Raw genomic sequence first — 16,975 nt, 5'->3', positions numbered from 1 at the left:
GGAGTGTCATGGCACGGTAACCGCGCTTCCCGCAGGTCACCGCGTCGTTCAGGATGGTGATCGGCAAGGCAGAGAGCCGGCCGGAACGACCAATCCGGCCATCACCATCACACCAGGGGGAGACCCACCATGCTTCGCACTCACCGCCGCAAGTCCGTCCTCGCCGCCGCAGCGCTGGTGGCCACGACGATGCTGCTGACCGCCTGTCAGGGAGAGGCCAGCGAGGACGACGGCAAGTCGACCGGGGCCACGGCCTCGGACTCGGCCGCCAAGGGGAAGTCCGACGACGGTGCTACCGGTACCGGCGGCAAGGCCCAGTCGGTCTCGAAGGGCTCGAAGAGCGGGATGGTGTCGGGCAAGTGGGCCGGCACGGTCGCCTACCTCGCCCCCGGCAAGTACACAGTCACGGACGCCAACGGCGCGGAGCAGGCGTTCTTCACCGCCGAGGACACCGACATCGAGGGCGCGGGCAGGATCTGCGGTGACGCGGACGGCCAGGCCGCCACGCCGTGCACCGAGGAAGAGCTCGAGGCCGCGGCCAAGCAGGGGTTCGGAGCGACGGTGGACGTCAAGGACGGAGTGGCCGTCAGCATCATCGAGGACCACACCGACAGCGGCAACGGCATGGGAGAGGGCGAGAGGTCAGGGCTCTTCTCGGGCACGCTCGGGTACATGGCCCCGGGCAAGTACTCCCTCAGCCGCGACGGTGCCGAGCGTGCCTTCTTCACCGCCACCGACACCGTCATCAACGGTGCCGGCTGGATCTGCGGTGACGCGCAGACCGTCACGCCCTGCACCGAGGAAGACCTCGAAGCCGCGGCCAAGAAGGGCAGCGTCGCCGTCGCCGTCCAGGTCGAGGACGGTGTCGCCGTCACCATCGACGAAGAGCACAACTGATCGCGGAACCGCCCCGGATCTCCCCGCACCCGGTCATGACGGTCCTCCTCCGCGAGGACCCGCACGCACTCCTCGGCATCGCCGTCGGCCCTCTGCCGGACCCAGGGGCTCGGTCGCCCATCGGGCTCCCCGGGGCCGTCGATGTTCATCCGGACATGGAGACACGGACCACGGAGTCGCAACCAGTCACGGTCAGGAGCGATGGCTCACCCCGTGGAACCTCGCCGATGGTCACGCAGCGTGACAGTGATGGTGCCCGGAGCCGGACTTGAACCGGCACGCCCTCGAAGGGGCAGCGAGGTTTAAGCTCGCCGTGTCTGCATTCCACCATCCGGGCAGGCCATGGGCTCCGCTTCGCGCGCCTTGAGCCTATCGGGACGCCCCTCCCGGACCTCGGGCGGGACGATCGATGTTGTCTTATTTTATTGATGGCTGAGGGTCCATCAGATACCGGGTCAGGCCATCAGCACATGCCAACAGCCTTGCGTGCGACGCTGCGCGCCGTATGCGGAATGACGGGATTTCACCGTCACGACGAGGGCGCCCGCCCCGTTCTCGCGCCACCACCGCACCACCCCGCGCCACCTCCTGCTCGCCGGGAGCGTCGTCGGTTCCGTCGGGGTCGGCCGTCATCCGCAGGTATGACACCGGCCCGTCCCGTCCGACCGAAGTCGCCCCCTGAACCGGAACAGCGGCTGACTACACGGCGCCGTACGGCCTGGACGATGGATGACGTCCCCGAGCACACACCGTGCCGACCGCACGCGCACCGTGCCCACCGCACATGCCGTACCGACAGGAGCGCCCTTCCCGTGACCACCGCACCCATCGCCGACCGGTCCACCCTCGTGGCCGCGCGCGCCACGGAGCTTTCCAAGATCTACGGCCAGGGCGAGACCCAGGTGGTCGCCCTGGACCGGGTCTCCATCGACTTCCGGCAGGCCGAGCTCACCGCGATCATGGGCCCCTCCGGCTCCGGCAAGTCCACGTTGATGCACTGCGTCGCGGGCCTGGACACCTTCTCGTCCGGCTCGGTGCGCATCGGCGAGACCGAGCTGGGCTCGCTCAAGGACAAGCAGCTCACCAAGTTGCGCCGGGACAAGATCGGCTTCATCTTCCAGGCGTTCAACCTGCTGCCGACGCTGACGGCGCTGGAGAACATCACCCTTCCGATGGACATCGCGGGCCGCAAGCCCGACAAGCAGTGGGTGGACTCCGTGATCCAGATGGTCGGGCTGTCCGGGCGGCTCGGGCACCGGCCCGCCCAGCTCTCCGGCGGGCAGCAGCAGCGGGTCGCCGTGGCGCGGGCGCTGGCCTCCCGGCCGGAGATCATCTTCGGTGACGAGCCGACCGGCAACCTCGACTCCCGCTCCGGCGCCGAGGTGCTGGGCTTCCTGCGCAACTCGGTGCGGGAGCTGGGCCAGACCGTGGTGATGGTGACCCACGACCCGGTGGCCGCCGCCTACGCGGACCGGGTGGTCTTCCTCGCGGACGGACGCATCGTCGACGAGGTGTACGGGCCGACGGCCGACTCGGTGCTCGACCGCATGAAGCGGTTCGACGCCAAGGGCCGCACCAGCTGACGTTCCGCGTCCGCTCCCGTCCGACCCCGGCCGCCCCCCGGCCGCCCCCACCCCGTACCCCGTACGCCCGTACGTCTGGACAGAGAAGACCCCCATGTTCCGTACCGCCTTGCGCAACGTCTTCGCGCACAAGGCCAGGCTGTTGATGACCGTGCTCGCCGTGATGCTCGGCGTGGCGTTCGTGTCGGGCACCCTGGTCTTCGCCGACACCCTCTCCAACGCCTTCCGCAACCAGTCGGCGAAGAGCTACGACGACGTCGCCGTCGCCGTCACCTCGCACGCCGACCCGGACAACCCCAAGGAGGAGCCCGGCCTGTCCGGCGAGGTCCTCGACAAGATCTCCGCCGTGGACGGCGTCGCCGGGGTGTACGGCCGCGTGGAGGGCTTCGCCGGCGTCGCCGACCCCGACGGGAAGCTCATCGGCGTCGGCTGGTCCAACAAGGGCTCCAACTTCGCCCCCGGCAAGGACGGCAAGGACGCCGCCTACACCTTCACCGACGGCTCGGGCCCGGTGAAGGACGGCCAGATCGCGCTGGACGAGGAGTCCGCCGCCAAGGGCGAGTACGAGGTCGGCGACCGGGTGCGCGTCGCGACCAACGGGCCGGTGCGGGAGTACACCCTCAGCGGTGTGTTCACCACCGAGGACGGCGCCGTCAACGCCGGCGGCAGCCTCGTCCTCTTCGACACCGCCGTCGCCCAGAAGCAGTACCTCGCACAGGGCTACTTCGAGGACGCCACCGTCACCGCGGCCCCCGGCGCCGACGACGCCGAAATCCTGGCCGCGGTCGAGCCGCTGCTGCCGGACACCGCCGAGGCCCAGACCGGCCGGGCACTCGCCGACGAGCAGGCCGACCAGATCGAACAGGGCCTGGGCAACCTCAAGCAGGTCCTGCTCGGCTTCGCCGGCATCGCGCTGTTCGTCGGCATCTTCCTGATCTCCAACACGTTCACGATGCTGGTCGCCCAGCGCACCAAGGAGATCGCCCTGATGCGCGCCGTCGGCGCGTCCCGCAGGCAGATCACCCGCTCGGTGCTGGCCGAGGCCGCGCTGGTGGGTCTGGTGGCCTCGGCCGTCGGCTTCGCCCTCGGCGTCGGTCTGGCCGTCGGACTGCGCTCCGGCATGGCCGCGGCCGACATGAAGATGCCGGACGGTCCGCTGGTCCTGTCCGCCACGCCGGTGGTCGCGGCGTTCGCGGTGGGCGTGCTGATCACGGTGTTCGCCGCCTGGCTGCCCGGCCGCCGGGCCGCGAAGATCCCGCCGGTGGCGGCCATGAACAGCGTCCACGCGGTGGCCACCACCAAGTCGCTGGTGGTGCGCAACTCCATCGGTGCGGCCATCACCGCCCTCGGTGCGGCCGGCATCGTGGCGGGCGCCTCGGCCGGCGGCGACGACGGCCGGATGTACATCGGCGCGGGCGCGTTCTTCGCCCTGATCGGCGTGATCGTCCTGATCCCGCTGCTGTCCCGGCCCGTGATCGCACTCGTGCGTCCGCTGCTCGTCGGGCCCTTCGGGGTGGCCGGCAAGCTGGCCGGCCAGAACGCGGTCCGCAACCCGCGCCGCACCGGCGCCACCGCCTCGGCACTGGCGATCGGACTGACGCTGGTGACCGGCCTGTCGGTGCTCGGTGTCACGGTCGGCACGGCCATCGACAAGATGACCACGGACAACATCAAGGCCGACTACATGGTCTCGATGGCCAACGGGGGCGACCTCGACCGTTCCGCGCTGACCGCGCTGGAGAAGGCCGACGGCGTGTCCGCGGTGTCGCCGCAGCAGGACGCCTACTTCCAGGTCGACGGCGACTACGTGTCCGCCTCGGCGGTCACCCCCGGAGACATCGAGAAGGTCCTGACCGTCGACGTCGTCAACGGCGACGCGGGCTCCCTGGCCCAGGGCCGGATCGCGGTCGCCGAGAAGACCGCCGAGAACAGGGGCTGGAAGCCCGGCGACACCGTCCCCGTCACCTTCGACGACGACGAGAAGGCCACGCTGACGGTCGGTGCCGTCTACAAGGACAGCGAGTTCCTCTCCCCCGTCCTCGTCGACCGCAAGGTCGTGGACCGGCACGAGGCGAAGCCGTCCATCCGGCAGATCTTCGTGAAGGTCGACGGCGGCCAGTCCGCGGCGAACGAGAAGGTCCTCGTCGACGCGCTCGGCGACAACCCCGCGATCACCGTGATGGACCGGCAGGACATCCGCGACGAGTTCGGCGGCGCCATCAACACCCTGCTGAACGTCATGTACGGCCTGCTGGCGATGGCCCTGATCATCGCGGTGCTCGGCGTCGTCAACACCCTCGCGATGTCCGTCTTCGAACGGCAGCAGGAGATCGGCATGCTGCGCGCGATCGGTCTGGACCGGCGCCGGGTGAAGCGGATGGTGCGGCTGGAGGCCGTCGTCATCTCGGTGTTCGGCGCGGTGGTCGGCATCGGTCTCGGCACGTTCCTCGGCTGGGCGATCGGCGAGACCGTCGCCGAGGAGATCCCCGGGTACGCGCTGGTCCTGCCCTGGGACCGGATCGGGATCTTCGTGGTGCTGGCCGCTCTGGTGGGCGTCCTGGCCGCGATGTGGCCGGCCCGCAACGCCGCCCGCCTGAACATGCTGAACGCGATCAAGGCCGAGTGACCTCGCCCCGACGCGACGCACCGAGGGCCGGGCTCCCCGCACGGGGGCCCGGCCCTTCGGGTCCGTGCGGGTCAGGCCCGGTCGGGCGCTCCCCACACGCGGGCCCGCAACGGCATCCCGGAGGCACCCGAGTCGGGCGTCCTCACGGCGAGGACCTGGTTGACGCCGATCCGGTTGCGCTCGAAGGACAGCGCGGAGGCGGCCATGTACAGCTGCCAGACGCGGGCCCGGCCGGGGCTGACGAGGCGGGTGGCCGTCGCCCAGTCGGACTCCAGGTTGGCGACCCAGCGGCGCAGCGTGAGCGCGTAGTGCTCGCGGATCGACTCCACGTCGCGCACCTCGAACCCGGCGCGTTCCAGCTGGGTGACGGTGGTGCCGACGGGGGCCAGTTCGCCGTCGGGGAAGACGTAGGCGTCGATGAACTCGTCGACGCTGTAGGCGGACTCGTCCCGCTGGGGGCGGCGGGCGATCTGGTGGTTCAGCAGCCGGCCGCCGGGCTTGAGGAGCCGGTGCAGGTCGGTGGCGTACTCCAGGTAGCGCTCGGCGCCGACGTGTTCGGCCATGCCGATGGAGGAGATGGCGTCGTACGGCCCGTCCGCGACGTCCCGGTAGTCCTGGACGCGGATCTCCACCCGGTCGGTGAGGCCCTCGTCGGCGACGCGCTTGCGGGCGTAGGCGGCCTGCTCCTGGGAGAGGGTCACGCCGACGACGCTCACACCGTGCTCGCGGGCCGCGTGGATCGCCATGGAGCCCCAGCCGCAGCCGACGTCGAGGAGGCGCTGACCGGGGCTCAGGTCGAGCTTGCGGCTGACGAGTTCGAGCTTGTCGCGCTGGGCGTCCTCCAGCGTGCCGCCCTCGGCCGGCGGGGCGGGCCAGTAGGCGCAGGAGTACACCATGGAGGGGCCGAGGACGAGTTCGTAGAAGTCGTTGCCGACGTCGTAGTGGTGGCTGATGGCCCGCTTGTCGCTGCGCTTGGTGTGCAGGTGGCCGCGGGCCCGGCGGACCTCCTCGGGCGGCGGGGCGGGCGGCAGCGGCGGCCCGGCGAGCTTCACCAGACCGCGTACGGCGGCCCGGACCTCCGGGTCGCGCAGCGCCTCGACCAGACCGCGGGCGTCCTCGCCGCGCTCCCAGATGAGACCGGCCATCAGGCCGAGGGCGGTGTAGAGGTCCCCGTCGACGTCGATGTCGCCGGCCACCCAGGCGCGGGCCAGGCCCAGTTCACCCGGTTTGAACAGCAGACGGCGCAGGGCCCTGCGGTTGCGGACGACGAGGGTCGGCGCGCCCGGCGGACCCGCCTGCGAACCGTCCCAGGCGCGGATGCGCACCGGGAGTGGTGCTCCCAGCAACTGTTCGAAGAGGTTCTGCAGCCGCAGCGCGGCGTCAGCCATGGCGTACCTCCGTGACGAGCGATCCCGGAATGTCCAACACCACGTAAACACCTGGGAGCCCGCGGTACAGTCCCCGGCGCGCGTTACGACTCGGCAAAATAGCTGTACACACCAACGGAACTGTCGCCCCAACGGCGCAGCACGCACGCAACGCGAAGGGGCCGCCCGCACCACGGATGGCGGACGGCCCCTTCGGGGACTGCTGGGTACTGCAGGTACTGCTGGAACTACAGGTACTGCTGGAACTGCTACGGCTGGGGACGACCGGGCGTCAGGAAGCCTTGGCCTCGGTCTTCTCCTGCTTCGCGGCCTTCTCCTTCTGGCCACCCTGGTCGGCGGCCTTCGCCGCGGCGGGCTTCGGGGCCGGCTTGGCGGCCTCGTAGAACTCCTCGCGCGGGGTCTCCATCGCGCCGAGGGAGACGACCTCGCGCTTGAGGAACATGCCGAGCGTCCAGTCCGCGAAGACGCGGATCTTGCGGTTGAAGGTCGGCATCGCCATGCCGTGGTAGCCGCGGTGCATGTACCAGGCGAGACGGCCCTTGAGCTTGATCTTCATCTTGCCCATGACGATCATCGCGACGCCCTTGTGCAGGCCGAGGCCCGCCACCGCGCCCTTGTTGGCGTGGCTGTACTCCTTCTGCGGGAAGCCCCGCATGCCGGAGATCACGTTGTCGCCGAGGACCTTGGCCTGGCGCAGCGCGTGCTGGGCGTTCGGCGGGCACCAGGCGTTCTCGTTGCCCGCCTTGCGGCCGACGAGGTCCGGCACCTGGGCGTTGTCGCCCGCGGCCCAGATGTAGTCAGTGCCCTGGACCTGGAGGGTGGCCTGGGTGTCGACGTGACCGCGGGGGCCGAGCGGCAGGCCGAAGCGGGCCAGCGCCGGGTTGGGCTTGACGCCGGCCGTCCACACGATGGTGTTGGAGTCGACCTCGAGACCGTTCTTGAGCACCACGTGGCCGTCGACGCAGGAGTCCATGGAGGTGGACAGGTAGACCTCGACGCCGCGGCCCTCGAGGTGCTCCTTGCCGTACTGGCCGAGCTTGGGGCCGACCTCGGGGAGGATCTTGTCGGCGGCGTCCACGAGGATGAAGCGCATGTCCTCGCGGGAGACGTTGTTGTAGTACTTGGCCGCGTCGCGGGCCATGTCCTCGACCTCACCGATGGTCTCCGCGCCGGCGAAGCCGCCGCCGACGAAGACGAAGGTGAGCGCCTTGCGGCGGATCTCCTCGTCGGTGGTGGAGTCGGCCTTGTCGAGCTGCTCCAGGACGTGGTTGCGCAGGCCGATGGACTCCTCGATGCCCTTCATGCCGATGCCCTGCTCGGCGAGGCCGGGGATCGGGAAGGTGCGGGAGACCGCGCCCATCGCGATGACCAGGTAGTCGAAGGGCAGCTCGTACGCCTCGCCGACCAGCGGCGCGACGGTGGCGACCTTGCGGTCCTGGTCGATGGTGGTGACCCGGCCGGTGAGGACCTCCGCCTTCGGAAGCACGCGCCGCAGGGGGACGACGACGTGCCGCGGGGAGATGCTGCCGGCGGCGGCTTCGGGGAGGAAGGGCTGGTAGGTCATGTACGACCGCGGGTCGACGACGGTGACGGTCGCCTCGCCGTAACGCATCTTCTTCTGGATGCGTCGAGCTGCGTACAGGCCTACGTACCCACCGCCTACTACGAGGATCCTGGGACGCTCCGTGGTGCTCATGCCATCGAGTATCCACCCGGTTGAGGGGGGTCGATCGTGCGCCCCTTCACAAGCTTCGGTGGGTGCTGTGCTACCATCCGCCACCCACGTGACGGAGATCATGGCGGGCGAAGGAACCAGCGTGTAGGGCACCCCGTTGTCAATGCCGCGTGAGCTGCGCCTCCGCACCTCCGGGACGGTGGACCAGCCTTCCGTGAGGACCCTGCGGGACCCCTTCGCGACACCGACCTGAACACGTTCAAAGGGCAGTTGAAACCCCAAAAGGGTCAACGCACGCGCTTTTGTCGTCCGTCGGGGCCCAATTCCTTGTGAAGAACTTCACGAACTTTCCCGGCGGGGTCCCGCCGAGGGGCCCCGAGAGGCCCCCCGGCACCCGCTCAATCGTCGTCCGTCCTGCTCAGACCGCTACCGCACGGCCACCACAAGACCACCGCGGGGCACCGCGCCGCCACCGCGCGCGGGCCCCTACGCGATCGACCAGGCGATGCCGTCGAGGATGTCGTGCTCGCTCACGACGACCTCCGCCGCGCCCGTCCGCTCCATGATCGCCAGCAGTGTCAGGGCCCCGGCCGCGATCACGTCGACGCGGCCCGGGTGCAGGGAGGGAACCGCCGCGCGCTCGGCGTGGGTGGAGGCCAGCAGCCAGTCGGTGATCTCCCGGACCCGGTCGCGGGAGACACGGGAGTGGTGGATGGCGGCCGAGTCGTACTGGGGCAGCTCCTGCGCGATCGCGGACACCGACGTCACCGACCCCGCGAGCCCCACCAGCGTGCGCGCCTCGCGCAGCGGCACCGTCCGCTCGGCCAGGTCCAGGGCGGCCTCGATGTCGGCCCGCATCGCGGTGACCTGCTCCGCGGTGGGCGGGTCGGTCACCGCGCCGTCGCGCACCAGGTGCCGCTCGGTCATCCGCACGCAGCCGACGTCCACGGAGCGGGCGGCACGCACGTGGTCGTCGCCCACGACGAACTCGGTGGAGCCGCCGCCGATGTCGACGACCAGGTAGGGCTTGTCCAGGTGGTCCCGCCCCGCCAGCTCCCTGGTGGCACCGGTGAAGGAGAACTCGGCCTCCTGGTCGCCCGAGATGACCTCCGGCTCCACGCCCAGGATGTCCAGCACACCGCGCACGAAGTCGTCCCGGTTCTCCGCGTCGCGGGAGGCGGAGGTGGCGACGAAGCGCAGCCGCTCGGCGCCGTGCGCCTTGATGATCCCCGCGTACTCCCGGCAGGCGGCGAAGGTCCGCTCCAGCGCCTCGGGCGCCAGCCGCCCGGTGCCGTCGACACCCTGGCCGAGCCGCACGATGGTCATACGGCGGTCCAGGTCGGTCAGCTCGCCCGTGGTCCCCGCGCCGGAGGCGCTGTCGGACACAGTGGCGTCGGCCACCAGGAGCCGGATGGAGTTCGTACCGCAGTCGACGGCGGCGACCCGGGTCACTGGGCGTCCTCCTGGCCGGTCTGGTCGGTGGGCGTCACGCAGGGCCCCTTGCGCCACCACTCGGGCAGCATCGCGATCGCCTCGTCGCCCAGCGGGTTGACGCCGGGGCCGGCGGCCAGCGAGTGGGCGACCAGCACGTGCAGGCACTTCACGCGGTCCGGCATGCCGCCCGCGCTGGGGAAGCCGGTCAGCTCCTCGATCTCGTCGCGGCGCCGGACGTAGTCCTCGTGCGCGGCGCGGTAGGCGGCCGCCAGCTCCGGGTCGGTGCCCAGGCGCTCGGTCATCTCCTTCATCACGCCGTTCGCCTCCAGCGTGCCGATGGCGGAGGCCGCCTTGGGGCACGTCAGGTAGTACAGCGTGGGGAAGGGCGTGCCGTCGGGCAGCCGCGGCGCCGTCTCCACCACGTCGGGCTGCCCGCACGGGCAGCGGTGGGCGATGGCGCGCAGACCGCGCGGGGGGCGGCCGAGCTGCTGCTTGAAGGCCGCCACGTCCGCGTCGGTCGGCTCGGTGCGCGGGGTGGTCGGCGGGGGAGTCTGCATGACTGTCTTCTGCTGGTCTTCCTGTTGAGTCACTGCCGGAGGGGCCGGCACGGTCGGCGCGGTGGGTTCACCCCCGGCGGGTGGCGGCGTCGGCCTTGTCGACCCCGTCCCACACGTTCCGGTACCAGGGGCGGTCGGCGGCGCCGGCCTCGGCACGGGCCTGCTTGGCGGCGTCCGGGTCGACGACGACGAACCCCGTCTCCCCCGGCATCACGTAGTGCAACCGCAGCCGTACCTGCTGCTCGGCGTAGGCGTCGTCCTGCCAGCGTGCCTTGAGGTCGCGCAGGTCCTCGACCCGCTGCCGGGTCTCCCGCTGCTCCCGCTGGAGATCGGCGATCTCGGCGCGCTGGGCGACGTACTGCCGGATCGGGTAGGCGAGGGCCACGACGAGCGAGCAGAGCACCATGGCGAGCAGCGCCGCCCGGCCGGTCAGCCGGGAGCGCCGGGCCTGGCGCTTGGTCTGCGAGCGGTAGACCCGGGCCGCGGTCTGCTCCCCGATGATCCGGATCCTGGTCGCGGTGGAGAAACGGTCCCGGTCCTTCACGGCCATCTGGTCTCCGCCTCCCGTGCACGCGCGTACGTCCCCGCACACGGTACGGGACCGGATACGGGGACGTACGTACGACGCTGCCTCTTACGGGGCCTTACCGGGTGGCGCTCAGCCCTTGAACCGCGGGAACGCGCTGCGGCCGGCGTACACCGCGGCGTCGTCGAGGATCTCCTCGATGCGCAGCAGCTGGTTGTACTTGGCCACGCGCTCGGAGCGGGCCGGGGCGCCGGTCTTGATCTGGCCGCAGTTGGTGGCGACGGCCAGGTCGGCGATGGTGACGTCCTCGGTCTCGCCGGAGCGGTGGGACATCATGCACTTGAAGCCGTTGCGCTGGGCCAGCTCGACGGCGTCCAGGGTCTCGGTCAGCGAGCCGATCTGGTTGACCTTGACCAGCAGGGCGTTGGCCGAGTTCTCCTCGATGCCGCGGGCCAGGCGCTCCGGGTTGGTGACGAACAGGTCGTCGCCGACCAGCTGCACCTTGTCGCCGAGCTTGGCGGTGATGGTGTTCCAGCCGGCCCAGTCGTCCTCGAACAGCGGGTCCTCGATGGAGACCAGCGGGTACGCCTCGACCAGCTCGGCGTAGTACTCGGTCATCTCGGCGGCGGTGCGCTCCTTGCCCTCGAAGGAGTAGGAGCCGTCCTTGTAGAACTCGGACGCGGCGACGTCGAGCGCGAGGGCGATCTGCTCGCCGGGGGTGTAGCCGGCCTCCTTGATCGCCTCGAGGATGAGGTCGAGGGCCTCGCGGTTGGAGCCGAGGTTCGGGGCGAAGCCGCCCTCGTCGCCGAGGCCGGTGGCCAGGCCCTTGTTCTTCAGGACCTTCTTGAGGGTGTGGTAGACCTCGGCGCCCCAGCGCAGGGCCTCGGAGAAGGACTCCGCGCCGATCGGGGCGATCATGAACTCCTGGATGTCCACGTTGGAGTCGGCGTGCGAGCCGCCGTTCAGGATGTTCATCATCGGTACCGGCAGCAGGTGCGCGTTCGGGCCGCCCAGGTAGCGGAAGAGCGGCAGGTCGCTGGCCTCGGAGGCGGCGTGGGCGACGGCGAGGGAGACGCCGAGGATGGCGTTGGCGCCGAGCGAGCCCTTGTTGTCGGTGGCGTCCAGGTCGAACATGGCCTGGTCGATCAGGCGCTGCTCGGTGGCGTCGTAGCCGACCAGCTCCGGGCCGATCTGCTCGATGACGGCCAGCACGGCCTTCTCGACACCCTTGCCGAGGTAACGGCTCGCGTCGCCGTCACGGAGTTCGATGGCCTCGAAGGCACCGGTGGAGGCGCCGGACGGAACGGCGGCACGACCCGTGCTGCCGTCGTCGAGGCCGACCTCGACCTCGACCGTGGGGTTGCCTCGGGAGTCCAGGATTTCCCGGGCTACGACGACGTCGATGGACGGCACGAGCATCTCCTTCTTCAATGTGACGCTTCGGTGTGACGCGCGGGTCCCGCGGGACCGCGGCGGCTCTGCGGGACCGAGCCTAACCGGCTCCGGGCGATCGGCCAGCCGATCGCCCACCCGCTGGACAGAACCGAGAGTAAATTGTTTCCGAACGGAACAAAGACGTTTCCGGAAACCGGGCGGGTACCCCGTGGGCGCGGGACGTGAAAAATCCCGCCCCGGTGCGTACGGGGGAACACGCACCGGGGCGGGAGTCGCGGGGCCGCCGCCGCTTACTTCAGGTGCAGCTGCTGGCCCGGGTAGATCAGGTCGGCGTCGTCGACGATGTCGTCGTTCAGCTTGAACAGCTTCGCCCAGCCGCCCTTGACGTCGTGCTCCTCGGCGATCGAGCTGAGGGTGTCGCCCTTGACGACCTTGTACTCGCCGTCGCCCTTCTCGACCTTCTTGCCGGTCGGGGTGGTGACGGTCTTCTTGGCGGGCTTCTCGGCCTTCGGCTCGGCGGCCGGACGCTCGGAGGAGCGGGAGGCCTTCTGCTCGGTGGAGCGCTCGGCGGTGGAGCCGCTGCTCTGGCTCTGCGAGCTCTCGGAGCTGCCGGAACCGCTGTCCTGCGAACCGCCACCGGTGTACGCGGCGCCCGACAGGCCGGTGCCGCAGACCGGCCAGGCACCCTTGCCCTGGCCCGCGAGGACCTTCTCGGCGATCTCGATCTGCTGCGCCTTGCTCGCCTGGTCGGCACTGGAGGCGTACTGCGTACCGCCGTAGGCGGCCCAGGTGGAGGCGGAGAACTGCAGACCGCCGTAGTAACCGTTGCCGGTGTTGATGGACCAGTTGCCGCCGGACTCGCACTGGGCGACGGCGTCCCACTCGGACGCGGTGGCGGCGGAGGCGTTGCCGGCCGCCATCAGCGGGGCGGCGACGGCGGCACCGGTGACGCCGGCGACGGCGATGACACGGGTGGCCTTGGACGGGCGACGGTGCTTGCCCTTGCCGGAAAACAGCATGGTTGATCCCCTCACCGACGCCTGCGAGGTGAGCTGTCGGGTTCGGGCCGGTTGAGTTGCCCGGCCGGGTTCCTGGCGGAACTCGGCTTCACCCCTAGCCGCTCCGGCTCAACTGCCCGGTGCGGCGCTTACCTTGGGTCCCCCGCTCCTGCCTGCGGCGCTTGACGCGACGACTGTTCCCGGACGGCCGCTGGCAGGATTCGGCGTTGCGGCTGTCGGGGCCCGCGGTGGCGAGCGGTCATGACCGTAGACACGCGCTCCGCGGATTTTCAAAGACGATCACGGCTTCTGAGACCTATCTCTCACGAGATCCAAAAGGGACATATGATCTCTAACCGTGACGCGAACTCCCCCTACTTTTCGCCCGATTCGCCCGTGACCGTGAGCGTCTGACCGGGCAGGATGTGGTCGGGATCGGCACCGACGACGGACTCGTTGTCGGCGTAGAGCGCGTGCCACCCGCCGTCGACGTCAAGGGAGTCGGCGATGGCCCAGAGACTGTCGCCGGTGCGCACGACGTAACGCCCGTCCCCGGCCTCTCGCTCGTCACCGTCGCGCGAGGCGTGCCGGCCCGACGCCGGGTCCGTACGCCCCTCTCCCGTCACGCCCTCCTCCGCACTGCCGCCGCGGTGCTTGCCGGAGCCGGACGAGCCCTCGGTGCCCTGCGGTTCGGCAGTGGCGGAGGGGTCGGATTCGGGCGAGGTGTCCGTCTTGGTGGATTGGTCCGCACCGTCGGACGAAGCGTCGGGCGACGGCGAGGATGAAGCCGAAGAAGAGGGCGAAGGGGATGAAGAGGACGCTCCGGACGTCGACTCCGAAGTCTCGCCCGTGCCGGACGAGTCGGTCGTGCCGGACGACTCGGGCGACTGGGACGACTCGGGCGTCTCGGTGGTCGCGGGTGATTCGGACGACTTGGTGGTGTCCGTCTCCCCCGAGGTGTCCGAACCCTCCGACGTCCCGTCACCGGCCGCGCCGGAGCCGCCGCCCGTGGCCCCGGAGTCGTTGCCCAGGCCGGCGAGCAGACCGCAGGTCGGCCAGGCGGCGATGCCCTGGTCCGCCTGTATCTTCTCGGCGATTCTTATCTGCTGGGAGCGACTGGCCCGGTCGGCGCTGGGGGCGTAGTCCAGGCCGCCGTACTGCTCCCATGCGTCCTGGGACAGCGCCAGGCCGCCGTAGTACCCGTTGCCGCTGTTCTGACTCCAGGCGCCTCCGGTCTCGCATTCGGCGACCTGGTCCCAGTTCGCGGAGTCGGCCGCGTGGGCGCCGGTGGCGCCGAGCAGCGGGATAGCGATGGCGGAGCCGGTCACTCCGGCGGCGACGACCAGAGCGGGTGCCTGGCGGGGGCGGCGGTGACGACCGTTCCCGGAGAGCATGCGACGACCTTTCACAAGACGACGGGGTCCACGCGGTGGTTGACGCTCGACACCACGTTGATCCGTGAACGTATAGGGAGATCATCGCTTGTCACAAGTTCATGCCGCGCAGATCACGTGAAGATCACAGAGTTGAGCGCGTGTCACTTTTGCGTCGTCGACGGACCGTTCTCCGCCGAAGCCGCGGGCGGCGTGAACGAGACCGGCAGGGTGCGCAGACCGCGCATGATGAGGCCGCCGCGCCACCGGAGTTCGGCCGGGTCGGCGGCGAGGCGGAGGTCCGGCAGCCGGGTCAGCAGCGTGGCCAGCGCCGTCTGGCCCTCCAGCCGGGCGAGCGGGGCGCCGAGGCAGTAGTGGATGCCGTGGCCGTACCCGAGGTGCTGGCTGTCGCGGCGGGCGAGGTCCAGGGTGTCCGGGTCGGTGAACCGCTCCGGGTCCCGGTCGGCGGCGGCCAGGACGACGAGGACCGGGTCGCCGGCCGCGACGTCCTGCCCGCCGATGGTCAGCTGCCGGGTGGCGAAGCGCCAGGTGGCCAGCTCCACCGGACCGTCGTAGCGCAGGAGTTCCTCGACGCCGGTCTCCAGCAGGCCGCGCTCCCCGGCGGCCAGGGAGGTCTGCAGCCGCTCCCGCTGCTCGGGGTGGGTGAGCAGCGCGTAGGTGCCGTTGCCGATGAGGTTGACCGTGGTCTCGAATCCCGCGAAGAGCAGGATGAAGGCCATGGCCGCGGCCTCGTTCTCGGTGAGGTGCTCGCCGTGGTCGGAGGCGCGGATCAGACCGGAGATGAGGTCCTCGCCGGGGGCGGGCTCGGGCGGCAGCGCGGCGCGCTTGCGATGGATGAGGTCGGCGAGGTAGCCGCGCATCTTCTTCACCGACCGGGCGACACCGCCCCGCGGGCCTCCTTGGTGACGGATCATCATGCCCGCCCAGTCCCGGAAGTCGTCCTGGTCCTCGCGGGGGACGCCGAGCAGGTCGCAGATGGCGTAGATGGGCAGCGGGAAGGCGAACTCGTGGATCAGGTCGGCGGAGCCGGTCTCCGCGAACCGGTCGATGAGGCCGTCGGCCAGCTCCTGCACCCGGGGCGCGAACTCGGCCACGCGCCGGGGCGTGAACGCCTTGCTGACCAGCCGCCGCAGCCGGGTGTGGTCGGGCGGGTCGATGTTCAGCAGATGGGTCATCAGCTCGGCCTTCCGCTCCCCCGGAATGCCGGTCTTGCCCTTGGCGTGCGCGGGTTCGTCGTGGTGCGCCGGGTTCTTGGACAGCCGCGGGTCGGCGAGCGCCTGCTTCGCGTCGGCGTACCGGGTGACCAGCCATGCCTCCACTCCGCTGGGCAGCCGGGTGCGGTGCACGGGGGCGTTTTCGCGCAGCCAGGCGTAGGCGGGGTAGGGGTCGCTCGCGAACTCCCAGGTGAACAGCTCGGGTGCGGGGCCGGAGGAAGGACCGAGGACGGGCGGGCGGCCGGTCATCCCTCGACCGCCCGGATCGCGTCCCGGTAGGTGCGGGCCGCCGCTCTCAGGGCCGCCTCGGGATCGGCGCCCTCGGACTCGGCGCGGGCGGCGAGGGCGAGGAGCTCGTAGCCGATGCCCTCGCCGGCGGGCAGCGGGACGTCGAGGCCGGCGGTGCGGACGCGGGAGTGGAGCTTGGCGGCGAGGGCGAGGCCGGGCTGGCCGAGGGGGACGCCCTCGGTGACCGAGGTGCGCTGCTTCTCGGCGGCCTTGGTGCGCAGCCAGTGCTCCCGGACCTCCTCGGGGGTGTCGGCCGTCTCGTCGCCGAAGACGTGCGGGTGGCGGTGGACGAGCTTGTCGACGATGGTGCCGGCCACGTCGTCGACGGAGAACGGGGCGTCCGGGTCCTCCTCGGCGATGCGGGCGTGGAAGACGACCTGGAGGAGCACGTCGCCCAGCTCCTCCCGCAGTTCGTCGCGGTCGCCGTCCTCGATGGCCTCGACGAGTTCGTATGCCTCCTCGATGGCGTACTTGGCCAGGCCCTTGTGGGTGCGCTGCGAGGACCAGGGGCATTCGAGGCGGATGCGGTCCATGACCTGGACGAGGTCGAGGAGGCGGGCGCCCGGGAGGTCGTAGGAGGCGGGGAGCAGTTCGAGGTCGGGCATCGGGACGCGGCCGGAGCCGGCGAGGCGGGCCAGGCCGTCGGTGAGCGCGGGGTCGCCCTCGCCGGTCGCGACGACCACCGCCGTGCGGCCTCCGGTGCAGGCGTCGACCAGCTCCTCGGCGGTCGGGGCCGCCTCGTCGACCCGGATGCCCGCCTCGCGCAGGTACGGCAGCTGCGGGTGGGCTCCGTCGGCGCACAGGACGCGGTCGGCGGTGCGCAGGGCCTGCCAGGCGGGCCAGGACAGCAGGCCGGGGGCGACGCGGTGGCTGGTGGTGAGCAGGACGATGCGGCCCTGGTCGGGGGCGGTCGGGCCGGCGGTGGTTGCGTTCACTCCCCGAACCTAACGCACACCGCCGACGGCCCCCCGAGTTGTCCACAGGGGGCCGTATCGCCGCT

Annotated in this window: 13 protein-coding genes, 1 tRNA gene and 1 riboswitch; of the genes, 3 read left to right on the top strand and 11 right to left on the bottom strand. The window is 70.9% G+C overall.

All coding sequences use genetic code 11. From position 1 onward, the window contains the following. Positions 1-129: 129 nt before the first annotated feature. On the top strand, positions 130-897 hold the full coding sequence (locus tag IE258_RS22805) for a hypothetical protein (RefSeq protein ID WP_189746283.1): 768 nt from the start codon (positions 130-132) through the stop codon (positions 895-897). A 250-nt stretch (positions 898-1,147) separates the two neighbouring features. Here IE258_RS22805 and IE258_RS22800 read toward each other — a convergent pair. Beyond that, positions 1,148-1,234 (bottom strand) — tRNA-Leu (locus IE258_RS22800). Between the two features lie 475 nt (positions 1,235-1,709). Between IE258_RS22800 and IE258_RS22795 the strand changes: the two genes are divergently transcribed. Both IE258_RS22795 and IE258_RS22790 read left to right on the top strand, forming a co-directional pair. After that, on the top strand, positions 1,710-2,480 hold the full coding sequence (locus tag IE258_RS22795) for an ABC transporter ATP-binding protein (protein WP_127892937.1): 771 nt from the start codon (positions 1,710-1,712) through the stop codon (positions 2,478-2,480). A 94-nt stretch (positions 2,481-2,574) separates the two neighbouring features. Continuing rightward, a complete protein-coding gene (locus IE258_RS22790) occupies positions 2,575-5,106 on the top strand; it encodes an ABC transporter permease (protein ID WP_189746281.1) in 2,532 nt (843 codons plus the stop codon). A gap of 71 nt (positions 5,107-5,177) precedes the next feature. Here IE258_RS22790 and IE258_RS22785 read toward each other — a convergent pair whose 3' ends face one another. From IE258_RS22785 to IE258_RS22740, 10 genes are all read right to left on the bottom strand, one after another. Continuing rightward, positions 5,178-6,494 carry an SAM-dependent methyltransferase gene (locus IE258_RS22785; RefSeq protein ID WP_189746279.1) on the bottom strand — a complete coding sequence of 439 codons (1,317 nt, stop codon included), beginning with the start codon at positions 6,492-6,494 and terminating at the stop codon, positions 5,178-5,180. Between the two features lie 271 nt (positions 6,495-6,765). Next, positions 6,766-8,190: an NAD(P)/FAD-dependent oxidoreductase gene (locus IE258_RS22780; protein ID WP_189746277.1), complete on the bottom strand. Its 1,425-nt coding sequence runs from the start codon at positions 8,188-8,190 to the stop codon at positions 6,766-6,768. Positions 8,191-8,655: 465 nt separating this feature from the next. Then, positions 8,656-9,621 carry a Ppx/GppA phosphatase family protein gene (locus IE258_RS22775; RefSeq protein WP_189746275.1) on the bottom strand — a complete coding sequence of 322 codons (966 nt, stop codon included), beginning with the start codon at positions 9,619-9,621 and terminating at the stop codon, positions 8,656-8,658. Then, the gene (locus IE258_RS22770; RefSeq protein WP_189746273.1) at positions 9,618-10,160 is read right to left on the bottom strand and encodes a DUF501 domain-containing protein; all 543 of its coding nucleotides are present in this window, start codon (positions 10,158-10,160) and stop codon (positions 9,618-9,620) included. Before IE258_RS22770 ends, IE258_RS22775 begins: the two co-directional genes overlap by 4 nt. Positions 10,161-10,227: 67 nt before the next feature. Next, positions 10,228-10,710: a cell division protein DivIC gene (divIC, locus tag IE258_RS22765; protein WP_189746271.1), complete on the bottom strand. Its 483-nt coding sequence runs from the start codon at positions 10,708-10,710 to the stop codon at positions 10,228-10,230. Between the two features lie 108 nt (positions 10,711-10,818). Next, positions 10,819-12,099, bottom strand: a complete 1,281-nt coding sequence (eno, locus tag IE258_RS22760) for a phosphopyruvate hydratase (protein ID WP_127892931.1) — start codon at positions 12,097-12,099, stop codon at positions 10,819-10,821. 272 nt (positions 12,100-12,371) lie between these two features. Further along, positions 12,372-13,100 carry a resuscitation-promoting factor protein RpfA gene (gene rpfA, locus IE258_RS22755; RefSeq protein WP_189746269.1) on the bottom strand — a complete coding sequence of 243 codons (729 nt, stop codon included), beginning with the start codon at positions 13,098-13,100 and terminating at the stop codon, positions 12,372-12,374. A gap of 3 nt (positions 13,101-13,103) precedes the next feature. Beyond that, positions 13,104-13,270: riboswitch (cyclic di-AMP (ydaO/yuaA leader) on the bottom strand. Between the two features lie 183 nt (positions 13,271-13,453). After that, the gene (locus IE258_RS22750) at positions 13,454-14,473 is read right to left on the bottom strand and encodes a transglycosylase family protein (protein ID WP_189746267.1); all 1,020 of its coding nucleotides are present in this window, start codon (positions 14,471-14,473) and stop codon (positions 13,454-13,456) included. A 143-nt stretch (positions 14,474-14,616) separates the two neighbouring features. Then, positions 14,617-15,936, bottom strand: coding sequence for a cytochrome P450 family protein (locus IE258_RS22745; protein WP_189746265.1), 1,320 nt, complete (start codon positions 15,934-15,936; stop codon positions 14,617-14,619). Then, a complete protein-coding gene (locus IE258_RS22740) occupies positions 15,933-16,910 on the bottom strand; it encodes a nucleoside triphosphate pyrophosphohydrolase (RefSeq protein WP_189746263.1) in 978 nt (325 codons plus the stop codon). The genes IE258_RS22745 and IE258_RS22740 overlap by 4 nt, the downstream gene beginning before the upstream one ends. Positions 16,911-16,975 lie beyond the last annotated feature (65 nt).

The organism is Streptomyces tendae (assembly GCF_014650435.1).
Taxonomy (GTDB): Bacteria; Actinomycetota; Actinomycetes; order Streptomycetales; family Streptomycetaceae; genus Streptomyces; species Streptomyces tendae.
The sequence above is the reverse complement of the archived record's forward strand: the minus strand, read 5'-3'. Positions and strand labels throughout refer to the sequence as shown.